This is a genomic window from Streptomyces sp. NBC_01190 (assembly GCF_045039895.1).
Lineage (GTDB): Bacteria > Actinomycetota > Actinomycetes > Streptomycetales > Streptomycetaceae > Actinacidiphila.
This window is the reverse complement of the sequence record NZ_CP108580.1, coordinates 5,148,746-5,162,049: the sequence shown is the minus strand read 5'-3', so window position 1 is coordinate 5,162,049 and position 13,304 is coordinate 5,148,746. Positions and strand designations below refer to the sequence as shown.

Sequence of the window (13,304 nt, the reverse complement as noted above, 5' to 3'; positions counted from 1 at the left end):
GCGTCAGGCTTCGGCCGGAGATTGTCGCGGCCGGGTGCAGGCAGCTACAGTCGCCGCTAATTCTCCTGCTGCCGAGGCGAAAGAGAAGTTGGCGGTGACCGAAAGTCCCCTGTCGGGGTTCTCCCCCGACTACGACGCCTACGGGTACGACGCTTATTCCACGGGCGCCCACCAATCCGTCGGCACCACCTTCGCGGACGACGCGACCGGCACTTACGCGTATGTCCCGCAACAGCCCACCTACGCCGCGCAACCCGCGCAGCAGCACGACACGTACGACCAGAGCCAGAGTCAGGGCCAGAGTCAGGGCCAGGGCCAGGCGCCGACGCAGCAGACCTTCGGGTACGGCTACGCGGGTTACGACGCCGGATACGACCAGACGGGTGGTTACCCGGTCTACGACCCGTACGCGTACGGAGACGCCACCACGACCACGACGGTCGGCGCGGGCACGTACTACGACACGGGCACATATGACACCAGCGCGCTGTGGCAGCAGGAGCAGTCGCAGCAGATCCCGGCGCAGGCCCAGCCCACGTATCCGCAGGCCGACTGGGACTCCGGTGCCTACCCCGCCTACGGTTACGGGTACGGCTATGACGCGAGCGGCGACACCGGCGTCTTCGAGCAGGTGCAGCCGGTCCAGCCCGCCCAGCACGGGCAGCAGTCCCCGTACGCCGCCCAGCAGGAGCACATCGAGCGGGTCGAGCACGCCGAGCGCCCCGAACACGGCGAGCCTGTCTACCAGTCGGCCGACCACACCGCCGAGTTCGAGGCCCCGGCCGGCGGCCACCTCGCCGACCAGGACCGGCTCAGCGACGACGTCAACCGGTTCGCCGACGAGTTCAACGGGTTCGCCGAGTTCAACGAGTTCGCCGAGTTCCCGGCCGCCGCCCGCGACACCGAGCCGGACCGGCACGACTACGCCGCCGACGGCGACGGTTTCGCCGACGGCGAGCCCGCTGCCCGCAGCCGGCGCCGCAAACCCGCGAAGCGTTCCGCACTGCTGACCGTGGCGGTTCCGTCGGTCGCGGTGATGGGTGTGGCGGCGGTGGGCGCCGCGGCAGTGGCCGGCGTCGGCATGGCCCAGGACGCCCCGAAGGCACAGGCCGACGGCCAGAACGCGGGGGGCGTCGCGACGAACGCGCCGACCACCCAGTTGGACCGGCAGCTCGCCGGAGTGAGCCGGGACGCCGACGAATTCGCCGGCCGCGCCAGCCGTACGCAGGAGCGGATCGACCTCAAGGACCGCCAGTTGGCGGCGAAGAAGGCCGCACTCCTCGCGGCGGCCCGCAAGGAGGCGCTGCGGCCGAAGTTCCTGCTGCCGGTGAAGCAGAAGGGGCTGAGCGCGTACTTCGGGCAGGCCGGCGTCAACTGGATGGCGCTGCACACCGGCATCGACTTCCCGGTGCAGGTCGGCACGCCGGTGATGGCCGCCACAGACGGCACGGTCCGCACCCAGTGGAACAGCTCGTACGGCAACATGGCCATCGTCACCGCCCCCGACGGCACCGAGACCTGGTACTGCCACCTCAGCAGCACCAAGATCCGGTCCGGCAAGGTGAAGGCGGGCGACGTCATCGCGTATTCGGGCAACACCGGCAACACCACGGGCCCGCACCTGCACTTCGAGGTACGCCCCAACGGCGGCGCCCCGATAGACCCCCTCCCCTGGCTGCTGGCCCACGGCCTCGACCCGCGCTGAGGCGGCCCGGCTCGCCGACCACCGCTGAGGCCGGTCCCGCCCGCCAACCGCCGCCGAGGCCGGCCTCGTCCGGCAACCGCCGCCAAGCGAAGCCGTATTGACCCGGAAAGTCCCCGAAGCCCCGCGGGGACCGACCGAAGCGCCCTAGGATCCGGAGGCATCGGTCACGGCTTTCCGGGGGGCACCACGTGGATCCCGCAACCATCGGCGCGCGCCTCGCCTCGGCGGCCATCAGCCCGCTGGTCAAGAAACTGTTCGTCAGCGAAGGACCGGGAGCCGGGCTGGTCGACAAGCCGATCCGTATCTCCGGCTATGTCTCCTTCAAGGGCGAGAAGCGCGCCCTCACCGAGTCCGATGTCCGCGACCTCGCGGCAAAGCTGGTCAAGCAGGCGCTGCGCAGCGGCGAACGGCCCATTCCCGCCGACGAGGAACAGGCCGTCACCGACACCCTCGCCGACACCCTGCACGCACTCGGCGATCTCACCATCACCGATCTCGACGCCGTCCGCCTCGGCTCCGAAGCCTTCGCCGCCGAGCTGCGCCGCGCGAGCGACCACCCCGAGCGTCAACTCAGCGCCGACGCGACGTACTTCTACGAGAGCCTGCTCAACAGCGCCTGTCTGCACATCCTGCACTTCTTCACGCAGCGCTCCACCTTCGTCGCGCACGCGCTGGTCGAGCAGACACGGGAAGTGGCCGGCCTGATCGCCAAGGTGGACGAGCTGATCCGCCGGACCCCGCTGCCGGGCGGCGAGGACGCGGCGTTCGAGCAGGCGGCTTACCTGCCGTACGTGGCGAAGAAGCACGGCAAGTTGACGATCTACGGGATCGACCTCAGCAATTCGCCCGCGCGGTGGCCGCTGGACGTGGCGTACTTGAGCTTGGAGGCGACGGGATCGCGGAGCTCGGTGCAAGAAGCGCTTCGGTGGTACGGGCTGGCTGACGAATCCATCCGGCGCGACGCCACCCTGCGGAACATGGCGCTTGCCTCCGACCCGTCATCGCCCCTCAAGGTGATCGACAGAGGAAGTATCACCATGGCAGGTGGTGGGGATCTCGATGCAACACCGGCCACTCTCCTCATGGTCCAGAAGGCCGAGAGCCTACTGGCTCGTGCCCTCGCCGAAGGCATGGAAGTCTCCTCCGCCGATCAGGTTCTCGCCGACCGGCACCGCGTTCTGCTCCGGGGCGAGGCCGGTTCGGGGAAGACCACGCTCGTGCAGTGGCTGGCGGTCACCACCACCGTGCGGCAGGATCTCAGCAATGAGATGAGCTACCTGTACGACCGGATACCGTTCGTCCTCCCGCTCCGCACGCTCACCCGCAACGGCCAGCAACTCCCGGCACCCAAGGACTTCCTCGCCGCCGTCCGCTGCCCGCTCGACGGCACGCAGCCGGCCGGGTGGGAGAACCGGGTGCTCGCCGCCGGGCGCGGGCTGATCCTCATCGACGGTATCGACGAGATCCCCGACGCTGAGCGGGAACGCACCCGCAGGTGGCTCCAGGATCTGATCGAGACCTACGACGGTGACAACCGCTGGCTGGTCACCTCCCGGCCGTCCGCCGTGGGGCAGGACTGGCTCGCCGAGGACGGTTTCGCCGAGCTGACCCTCTCCGCCATGGGGCCCGCCGACGTGGCCACCTTCATCAGGCGCTGGCACAAGGCGGCTCGGGCGGGTGCCGAGGACCTCGGCGAGATCGACGCGTTCGAACAGCAACTCCTCGCCGCCGTCCGCAGCAAAGCCGACCTCGGCCGGCTGGCCACCAATCCGCTGATGTGCGGGCTGATCTGCGCTCTCCACCGCGACCGCCGAGGCTATCTCCCGCACGGGCGCAAGGACCTCTACGAGGCCGCGCTCTCGATGCTGCTGAGCCGCCGGGACCGCGAACGCGACATGGTGGGCCCCGACCTCCGCGAGGAACCCCAACTCGACCTGCTCCAGCGGCTCGCCTACTGGCTGATCAAGAACGGCCGTACGGAGATGGACCGTTCACGCGCGGTGGAGATCATCGGCCGGGCCCTCCCTGCGGTACCGGAGGCCGCGGCCCTCGGCGAAGCGCCGGCCGTCTTCGAGCACTTCCTCCACCGCAGCGGGCTGCTCCGAGAACCGGGCCCCGACACCGTGGACTTCATCCACCGCAGCTTCCAGGACTTCCTCGGCGCCCGGGCGGCGGTGGACGAGGGCGACTTCGGTCTCCTCGTTGACCATGCGGCTGATGACCAGTGGGAGGACGTCATCCGCATGGCCGTCGCGGTCGCCCGACCCCGGGAACGGGTTGAGATCCTCTCCGGGTTGGTCGCCCTCGGGGACCGGACGGCCGAGAAGCGCACCCAGGCGCGTATCTACCTGCTCGCCGCCGCTTGCCTTGAGCACGCCACCGCTCTCGATCCCTCGGTGCGCGGGGCGGTGGAGGGGCGTATGGCCACCCTCATACCGCCCACGGACGAGAACGAGGCCCTCGCGCTGGCCAAGGTCGGTCCGCTGATCCTTGATCTTCTCCCCGGCCCCGAGGGTGCCGCCGACTTCTGGACCACCTACTACGTGGTCACTGCGGCTTCCCATGTCAAGTCTGACGCCGCCATATCCTTCCTGGCGCAGTTTGCCGAACACCCCTTCCAACTGATCCGTTCTGCGCTTCAGTTGGCGTGGTCGCGCTTCGACTGCACGGAATACGCCGACGGAGTCATCGCTCGACTTGACCCAAACAACCTCACCCACGTCATCAAGTCCGATGATCAACTCCATCACCTCTCTCGCATCGGCCTGCGACCCCGCCGTATGCGTATCGAGGGCGGCATCTCGCCGGAGGCGCTGCGGTCCTATGCATCCCAGAACACTTTCAGCGCCCTGTCGCTCTTGGACAACGCCACATCCGATCTGGCCTTTCTTTCCGGGCAGAGGGGTCTGACTTCCCTCACCATCACCGATTGCCCGGCGTTGGCGGATATTTCGGCGATCGACAAACTCCCCCTCCGGCACCTGCGCATCGGCGATGCCTCACCCGACCTCGACCTGAGCCCGATCGCCCGGGCCAGGGGTCTGGAAACCCTTATCTTCGGTGGTACATACGGCTTCGATTGGTCCACGGCCATGCTTCCGGCCGAGGCTCCCCTGCGCACCCTGCGCCTGGCCGGTACGGTGCGGCCGCGCCGCGGACTCCAAGGGCTCTCCGCTTTTTCCCACCTCACGGATCTCGCACTCAACCCACCGTCAAGTCCGGCTTCGGCGGACGACTGGCGGGAGATCTGCGGGCTCCCTTCGCTCAAGGGACTGAGCGTGACTGCCGCGTCCTTCGAGACCCTTCCGGCGACAGCGATCCTGACGAACGTCACCACCCTGTCCCTCAGAGCCGGGGATGGTGAACGGACCGTCCAAGCGGCTATCCACCGGCTGCCGGCATCATTCCCCGCGGTACGTGAATGCACTTTCGTTGGGGACTTCTCCGCCGAAGGAGATATCGATATCGCACCGCTGGCCACCCTGTCCGCATTGCAGGGGCTTCATTTCGAGGGGGGCGAGGACCGTATTCGGGGCGCCGACGCGTTGCCGCCCTCGGTAACCCTGATCACCTATTAGCACGCCGCCGAAGAACACACCCCGCCTAAAAAACCTCAAAGCTTCTCCACCGGCGCATACCGCAAAAGCAATTGCTTCGGCCGCTCGTCGCCGAAATCGATCGTCGCCTTCTCGTCACCCGGGCGGCCGGTCACGGAAACGACCGTGCCGAGGCCGAACTGGTCGTGGGTGACGCGGTCGCCGACCGAGAGGGAGATCACCGGGCGGTCGCCCGCCGAGCGGCGCGTGGCGAAGCCGCCGGAGGCCGAGCGGGAGCCGGCCCGGGCCGACAGCGAGGAGGAGAGGGACGCCGCCGCCTTCGACACCCCGCCCCCGGAAGACCCCGCCGAGGGCCCCGTCCGCTTCCAGTTGATCAGCGCGGCCGGGATCTCCTCCAGGAACCGTGACGGCGGGTTGTAGGAGGGCTGTCCCCAGGCGCTGCGCATCATGGAGCGGGTGAGGTAGAGCCGTTCGCGGGCCCGGGTGATGCCGACGTACGCCAGCCGGCGCTCCTCCTCCAGCTCCTTGACCTCACCCAGCGCCCGCATGTGCGGGAAGACGCCGTCCTCCAGACCGGTGAGGAACACCACGGGGAATTCGAGGCCCTTGGCGGTGTGCAGGGTCATCAGGGTGATCACGCCGCCCGATTCGGCGTCGTCGTCGGGGATCTGGTCGGAGTCGGCGACGAGCGCGACCCGTTCCAGGAACTCGGCCAGTGTGCCGGGTTCGTCCTCGCCGCGTTCCTGCTCGAACTCCAGGGCGACGGCGGCGAGTTCCTGGAGGTTCTCGACGCGGGTCTCGTCCTGCGGGTCGGTGGACGCCTGCAACTCGGCGAGGTAGCCCGTACGGTCGAGCACCGCCTCCAGGACGACGGCGGGGCCGGCGCCGGACTCCACGATCGTCCGCAGCTCGTCCATCAGGGTGTTGAAGCGCTTGACCGCGTTCGCCGAGCGGGCCGCCATGCCGTAGGCGTCGTCGACCCGGCGCAGCGCCTGCGGGAAGGAGATCCGTTCGCGCAGTGCGAGCGCGTCGATCATCGCCTCGGCCCGGTCGCCGATACCGCGCTTGGGCACGTTGAGGATACGGCGCAGCGGTACGGCGTCCTCGGGGTTGGCGAGCACCCGCAGGTACGCGAGCACGTCCCTGACCTCGCGCCGCTCGTAGAAGCGGACGCCGCCGACGACCTTGTAGGGGAGGCCGACGCGGATGAAGACCTCTTCGAAGACCCGGGACTGCGCGTTGGTGCGGTAGAAGACGGCGACGTCGCCGGGGCGGGCGTCGCCGGCGTCGGTGAGCCGGTCGATCTCGTCGGCGATGAACTGCGCCTCTTCGTGTTCCTGGTCGGCCACGTAACCGACGATGACCGGGCCGTCGCCGGACTCGGTCCACAGGTTCTTCGCCCGCCGGCTCGCGTTGCGCTCGATGACGGCGTTGGCGGCGGAGAGGATGGTCTGGGTGGAGCGGTAGTTCTGCTCCAGCAGGATGGTGCGGGCCTGCGGGTAGTCCTCCTCGAACTGGAGGATGTTGCGGATGGTCGCGCCCCGGAAGGCGTAGATCGACTGGTCCGCGTCACCGACGACGCACAGCTCGGCGGCCTCGTCGCCGATCCCGACCAGTTCGCGCACGAGTGTGTACTGGGCGTGGTTGGTGTCCTGGTACTCGTCGACCAGCACATGGCGGAAGCGCCGCCGGTAGTGCTCGGCGACGTCGGGGAAGGCCTGGAGCAGGTTGACGGTGGTCATGATGATGTCGTCGAAGTCCAGCGCGTTGGCCTCGCGCAGCCGTGCCTGGTAAAGCGCGTACGCCTCGGCGAGCTTCTTCTCGAAGGGGTTCTCGGCCCGGGCGGCGAAGGTCTCCTCGTCGATCAGCTCGTTCTTCAGGTTGGAGACCTGAGCGCTGAACGACTTCGGCGGGAACTGCTTGGGATCGAGGTCCAGATCCCGGCAGACCAGCGCCATCAGCCGTTTGGAGTCGGCGGCGTCGTAGATCGAGAAGGACGAGGTGAAGCCGAGCGACTTCGACTCGCGGCGCAGGATGCGGACGCAGGCGCTGTGGAAGGTGGACACCCACATGACGTTGGCGCGCGGGCCGACCAGCTCCTCGACGCGCTCCTTCATCTCGCCGGCCGCCTTGTTGGTGAAGGTGATGGCGAGAATGGAGCCGGGGTGGACCTGCCGGGCGCCCAGGAGGTGCGCGATGCGGTGGGTCAGCACCCGGGTCTTGCCCGAGCCGGCGCCGGCCACGATGAGCAGCGGTCCGCCGGCGTGCTCCACGGCCGCGCGCTGCTGCTCGTTGAGCCCTTCGAGCAGCTTCGCGGGGTCGGCGACGGGGCGGGCGGCACCGTCGCGGTAGTGCGCGTCACGCGGCGGTCCGTCGAACCGGTCGCCGAAGAGGTGGTGCGGTACGTCCTCCTCTTCGGGACCGCCGGGGCCGCCGGGGTAGCCGGGACCGTCGGGGTCGCCAGGACCATCGGGACCCTCAGGGCCGCCGCGCCAGCCCGGCTCGCCGGGGTCGCCAGGTCCGTCCGCCGGCTCCGGCGGTTCGTGCGCCGCGGCGTCGGACGGGCCGTTGGCGGCGGCGTCGAAACCGGCCAGGAAGTTATCGTCAAAGAGGCTGCTCATCGCTGACCGAGTCTAGTGCCGCCGGTTCGGTCGGGGTCGGCTGAGCCGGGCTGATCGGATCTGGTCGATTCCGGTCGGCACATTCAGCACGCGGATGCCGTCGGTGCCCGCGCCGAACCACCGCCGTCGCCGTAACCCCTCTGTCGCCTTCCGTGACCGTAGCGGGGGGCGGCGAGGGGTTCGGCAAAACATTACGAAAAGGTATCGGGCCTATCGGACACCGCTCTTCCCAGCAGGCCACCGCTTTGGTTACGGTGCGGCACCAGGCAGAGCGTCCGGAAGGAGTCCGCCCGCCATGGCGACGCACCGTAAGGCCCGTACCGCGATACTGAGCGCCCCCGGCCCCCGAGCGGCCGTGGGGCTCACGACGGCGGCGCTGGCCACCGTGACGCTGATGACCGAGAGCGCGAGCGCGACTCCCGCGCCCGCCAAGCCCGCGCAGCCGTCGATCGCGTCGGTCAAGGCGAAGGTGGACTCGCTGTTCCACCAGGCCGAGGTCGCCACCGAGAAGTACAACGGCACCAAGGAGAAGACGGACCGGCAGAACGTCACCGTCAACAAACTGCTGGCGCAGGCGGCCCAGAAGACGCAGGCGCTCAACGACTCCCGCCGGGTGCTCGGGCTCTACGCCGCCGCGCAGTACCGGGACGGCGGTGACACGACCACCACCCGCTACCTCCTGGCGCCCGACCCGTCGTCGCTGGTGGACCAGGTACACCTGACCGACGTGATGGCCAAGCGGCAGAAGTCGGCGGTGGACTCGTACCGCACCCAGCAGGCGGCGGCCAGCCGGCAGCGGCTCGCGGCGGCCAAGAGCCTGGATGTGCTCACCGCCCAGCAGACCCAGCTCAAGGCCGCCAAGAGCGACGTACAGGACAAACTGGGCCAGGCGCAGCACCTGCTCAACAGCCTGACCGCGCAGGAGAAGCAGCGGCTGGCGGCGCTCGCGGCCAAGCAGGAGGCCGAGGCCAAGGCGAAGGCGGCGGCGCTGGCGGCCAAGGAGAAGGCGAAGGCGAAGGCCGAACAGGAGGCGGCGGCGGCCGCCGGCAGCAAGGGCGCCGACGCGCCCACATCGCCGGTCAACTCCTCGGTCGCCGAGCAGGCCATCGCGTTCGCGCAGAAGCAGATCGGCAAGCCGTACGTGTGGGGCGCGACCGGGCCGGACTCGTTCGACTGCTCCGGACTGACGCAGGCGGCCTACAAAGCGGCCGGCATCGACCTGCCGCGGACCACCTACGACCAGGTGAACGTCGGCACGCGGGTGTCGGAGGACGACCTCCAGCCGGGCGACCTCATCTTCTTCTACAGCGACGTCAGCCATGTCGGGCTCTACATAGGCGACGGGGAGATGATCCACGCGCCGCACACCGGGACGGTCGTGAAGATCGCGCCCATCACCGAAATGCCCTTCTACGGCGCGGTACGCCCGTATTGATCCGGCGATCGGCTCCCGGCGGCTCCCGAGACCATCGGCACGACCCTCCCCCCGGCCCCGCCAAACCCCCAGAAGCCAACACAACCCGAATGATCACAAAGCGATTTCGGTCACATTGCGATCCAAACTTCCCAAGCGCCGCTGAAGTTGACTAGCGTAGCCCGCTAGGTGACCTGCTTCCTGCCGGTGCGAGTGCCGGCACACGTCACCTCCGCTCAATCCGGCTCCGGCCGGAGCCGGGGACCCACGCAGTCAATATGGGGTGAATCGGGACGGACGCCGCAGGGCGTCGGGACCGTAGGGCGACCTTTCCCGCCCGAACCCGTCAGCTAACCCGGTCGGCGGTACACGGAGGGAGCGCCTCCTTGGCGTCGCACCGCAAGCCGCGTACCCGCATACTCACCACCTCCGCCCCCCGGGCGGCAGTCGGAGTCACCGCGGTGGCGGCCCTGGCGTCCGTCACTCTGCTCAGCGAAGGCGCGAGCGCCGCTCCGGCGCCGGCCAAGCCCTCCATCAGCGAGGTCAAGAAGCAGGTCGACAGCCTCAACCAGCAGGCCGAGGTGGCCACCCAGCAGTACGACCAGGCCAAGGAGAAGACCGACACCCAGCGGGCCAAGGCCAATCAGCTGCTCGAGCAGGTCGCGCAGAAGACCGAGAAGCTCAACGAGACGCGCCGGGTGCTCGGCCAGTTCGCGAGCGAGCAGTACCGCGAGGGCGGTATGGACGCGACCACGCAGCTACTGCTTTCGGCCAATCCCGAGGCGTTCCTCGCGCAGACCCACATGATGGACCGGGCCTCCCTCACGCAGGAACAGGCGCTGAAGACGTTCCAGATCCAGCAGGAGCAGGCGGCGATCCAGCGCTCCCAGGCCAGTGCGAGCCTGAGCGAACTCACCTCCGCGCAGGCGAAGCTGGCCGCCCAGAAGAAGAACGTGTCGGCGAAGCTGGCCGCCGCCCAGAAGCTGCTCAACAGCCTCAACGCCGAGCAGCGCGCGCGGATCGCCGCGATGAACAGGCCGCCGGCGTCTTCGACCGGGTTCGCCAAGTCCAGTGCCGGCGGTAGTTCGTCGTCCGGTTCGTCCGCGTCCAGCGCGAGCTACAACTACAACGGCCCCGCCTCCGGCCGCGCCGCCGCCGCGATCCAGTTCGCCCTCGCGCAGCGCGGCAAGCCCTACGTCTCGGGCGGCACCGGCCCCGGCGCGTACGACTGCTCCGGCCTCACCCAGGCCGCGTACGCCGCCGCCGGGATCAAGATCGGCCGCACCACCTGGGACCAGGTCACCGACGGCACGTCCGTCTCCGAGGCCGACCTCCGCCCCGGCGACCTCGTCTTCTTCTACTCCGGCATCAGCCACGTCGGTATCTACCTCGGCAACGGCCAGGTCGTGCACGCCCCGCACACCGGCGCCGTCGTGGAGATCGCCCCGATGAGCTGGATGCCCTTCGCGGCGGCCCGCCGCATCGCCTAGGACGGATCGCCCGGAACGGCGGGGTTTGCCGCGTGCGCCAGCCCCGCCGGATCAGCCTTTCCGGTCGGCCTGGCCGGCTTGTTCGGCAGGGCCCGCTCATCCAGCCAGGCCCGCTCATCCAGCCAGGCCCGCTCATCCAGCCAGGCCGGCTCGTTCGGCCTGGCCCGCTCGTCGGGCTTGGCCGGCCCACCCGCCACCTCGGCCAGCCGGCTCAGCGTCGCGTCCAGCGCCGCGCGTCCGGCGGGCAGCAGCGGCAGCCGTACGTCGGGGGTAGGGACGAGGCCGCGCGCGTGGAGCACCCCCTTGATGACCGTGGGGTTCGGTTCGCCGAAGGCGGCGGCCGACAGCCGGGCCAGCCCGTGCCCGAGCGCCCGCGCCCGGACGACGTCGCCCACCCGCCACGCGGCGGCCAGCTCCACGAACCGCTCGGTCGCCAGGTGCGCCGAGGCGAGGATCGCGCCCGCGGCGCCCAGGGCGAGCAGCGGCGAGACGAAGAGGTCGTCCCCGGCGAGCACCGCGAAGCCCGGCGGCGGATCGCCGAGCAGTTCCACGGTGTCCTGGTCGATGCCGCCGACCGCCAGCTTGACGCCGATGACCATCGGCAGCCGTCCCAGCGCGCGCAGGGTGGTCACGTCGAGCGGCTGCGCGGTGCGGTAGGGGACGTGATAGACGATCAGCGGCAGCGGGCTGCGCTCGGCCAGCCGGGTGAAGTGCGCGAGGACGCCGGCTGCCGACGGCCGGGTGAAGGACGGCACCTGTACCAGCGCGGCGGCCGCGACCGGCCACCGGCGGCACGCCGCCAAGGCTGCCGCGCTGGCCCGGGTGTCGTTGCCCCCGGCGCCGATGATCAAGGTGGCGCCGCGTTCACGGCAGACCCGGGCGCATACCTCGACGACCGCGGTCCGCTCGTCGCTGTCGAGAGTGGCGGCCTCCGCGGTCGTCCCCAGGGCGACGATCCCGGTGGCGCCCGCGGCCAGCACCGCGTGCGCGAGTTCTTCGAGGGAGTCCGCCGCGATGCGTCCGTCGGCGGTGAGCGGAGTGATCAGCGGGACGTGGATCCCGTCCAGCGAAGGGTGCTCGGTCATGGGTCCGAGGGTGTCCCGGCCGGTTGGCGCGGGTCCAGTTCGGCTTTCCGATCCCCAGCGTAAGCTGCGGTGATGCTCGACGTCCGACGTCTGCGTCTCCTGCGGGAACTCTCCTCGCGCGGCACCATCGCCGCGGTCGCCGAGGCGCTCGCCTTCACCCCGTCGGCGGTCTCCCAGCAACTCAGCGCGCTCGAACGCGAGGCGGGGGTACCGCTGCTGGAGCGGACCGGGCGGCGGGTGGTCCTCACTCCTGCCGCGCGGGGTCTGGTCCGCCACGCCGAGGCCGTCCTGGAGCGGCTGGAACAGGCCGCCGCCGAACTGGCGGGCGCCCGCGACGGCCTGGCAGGCCCGCTGCGTATCGGGACCTTTCCCTCCGCCGCCCGGGTGATGGTCCCCGCCGCGCTGACCGCGCTCGCGGCGCGGCACCCGGGCCTGGAACCGATGGTCTCGGAGATCGACCCGGCCCGGGTCGGCGGGGCCCTGCGCGCGGGTGACCTGGATGTCGCGCTGATCCACGCGTACGACTTCGTGCCGCTGCCGGCCGAACCGGGGCTGGCCACCGAGCCGCTCTGCACGGAGTCCATGTATCTGGCGTCGATGGAGCGGGCGGGCGGGGTGCCGGGCGGCTCGGGTGGCTCGTCGGGCGGGGCTGGCGGGGTCGGCGGGACTGGCGGGGCTGGCGGCCCCGTGGACGGTACGGCGCACTCGGCCAGGGATGCGGTCATCGGCCTGTTCCGGGACGCGCCCTGGATCACCGCGAGTCCGGGGACGCTGTGCCGCACGATGACCGTCCGGGCCTGCCAGGCCGCCGGGTTCACCCCTCGGATACGCCATCAGGTGGACGACTTCGCCGCCGTACTGGCCCTCGTCGCGGCCGGGCAGGGCGTCGCCGTCGTGCCGCGGCTCGCTGTGGTGGACGCCGTGCCCGCCGTCACCTTGACCCGGTTGCCGATACGGCGGCGGACCATGATCGCCTTCCGGGCCGGCGCCGGCCGGCACCCCGCGGTCACCGCGACAGCCACCGCCTTCCGCGACGCGGTGCCGCCGGATCTGCTCGGCGGACCCTGAGCGAGTCGCGCAGCGCCACGCCATGCCACCGCCGAGCGCGTGGTTCCGCCAGGAACCGGCGCCCGGCTTTGCGCCATAGCAGCGCCCGGCGCGGCAGAGCGGCGCACCGGGGCATCGGTCATGGCGCGCAAGGATGTGGGCGGGTCACCCGTCGAACAGCGGTCATCTCTGACCGGACCTGGGCGAAAGGGGGCAGTGCCGGTCACAGGGGTCACACGGACCCCCGGACTGGTCTAGCTTCGCCTGGCAGGTGGCCGACCCACAGCCGTCGTGAAAGCGACGGCAGGCCTCCTGCCGCAGGCCCGGCGGCGGCCCGACCCCCGTGCGGGGCGCCGCCGGCGCCATCGGCCGGTCCGTTCGGACC

General features: G+C 70.4%; 7 protein-coding genes and 1 riboswitch. Of the genes, 5 read left to right on the top strand and 2 right to left on the bottom strand.

Annotation, left to right across the window (positions count from 1 at the left end):
• Positions 1–94 precede the first annotated feature (94 nt).
• Both OG519_RS21690 and OG519_RS21685 read left to right on the top strand, forming a co-directional pair.
• On the top strand, positions 95–1,705 hold the full coding sequence (locus tag OG519_RS21690) for a M23 family metallopeptidase (protein WP_405586469.1): 1,611 nt from the start codon (positions 95–97) through the stop codon (positions 1,703–1,705).
• Between the two features lie 188 nt (positions 1,706–1,893).
• On the top strand, positions 1,894–5,283 hold the full coding sequence (locus OG519_RS21685) for an NACHT domain-containing protein (RefSeq protein ID WP_405586466.1): 3,390 nt from the start codon (positions 1,894–1,896) through the stop codon (positions 5,281–5,283).
• 35 nt (positions 5,284–5,318) lie between these two features.
• Here OG519_RS21685 and pcrA read toward each other — a convergent pair whose 3' ends face one another.
• On the bottom strand, positions 5,319–7,883 hold the full coding sequence (gene pcrA, locus OG519_RS21680) for a DNA helicase PcrA (protein ID WP_405586463.1): 2,565 nt from the start codon (positions 7,881–7,883) through the stop codon (positions 5,319–5,321).
• Positions 7,884–8,178: 295 nt separating this feature from the next.
• Here pcrA and OG519_RS21675 point away from each other — a divergent pair, with 295 nt between their 5' ends.
• Both OG519_RS21675 and OG519_RS21670 read left to right on the top strand, forming a co-directional pair.
• A complete protein-coding gene (locus OG519_RS21675; protein WP_405586460.1) occupies positions 8,179–9,318 on the top strand; it encodes an NlpC/P60 family protein in 1,140 nt (379 codons plus the stop codon).
• 202 nt (positions 9,319–9,520) lie between these two features.
• A riboswitch (cyclic di-AMP (ydaO/yuaA leader) is annotated at positions 9,521–9,677 on the top strand.
• Between the two features lie 6 nt (positions 9,678–9,683).
• Positions 9,684–10,787 (top strand): NlpC/P60 family protein, encoded by a 1,104-nt coding sequence (locus tag OG519_RS21670; RefSeq protein ID WP_405586457.1) that lies wholly within the window; start codon positions 9,684–9,686, stop codon positions 10,785–10,787.
• On the opposite strand, the gene OG519_RS21665 is transcribed toward OG519_RS21670, so the two are convergent.
• The gene (locus tag OG519_RS21665) at positions 10,784–11,872 is read right to left on the bottom strand and encodes a dihydrodipicolinate synthase family protein (protein WP_405586454.1); all 1,089 of its coding nucleotides are present in this window, start codon (positions 11,870–11,872) and stop codon (positions 10,784–10,786) included. The genes OG519_RS21670 and OG519_RS21665 overlap by 4 nt on opposite strands.
• A gap of 72 nt (positions 11,873–11,944) precedes the next feature.
• Here OG519_RS21665 and OG519_RS21660 point away from each other — a divergent pair, with 72 nt between their 5' ends.
• Positions 11,945–12,940, top strand: coding sequence for a LysR substrate-binding domain-containing protein (locus OG519_RS21660; protein WP_405586452.1), 996 nt, complete (start codon positions 11,945–11,947; stop codon positions 12,938–12,940).
• The last annotated feature ends 364 nt before the right edge of the window (positions 12,941–13,304 follow it).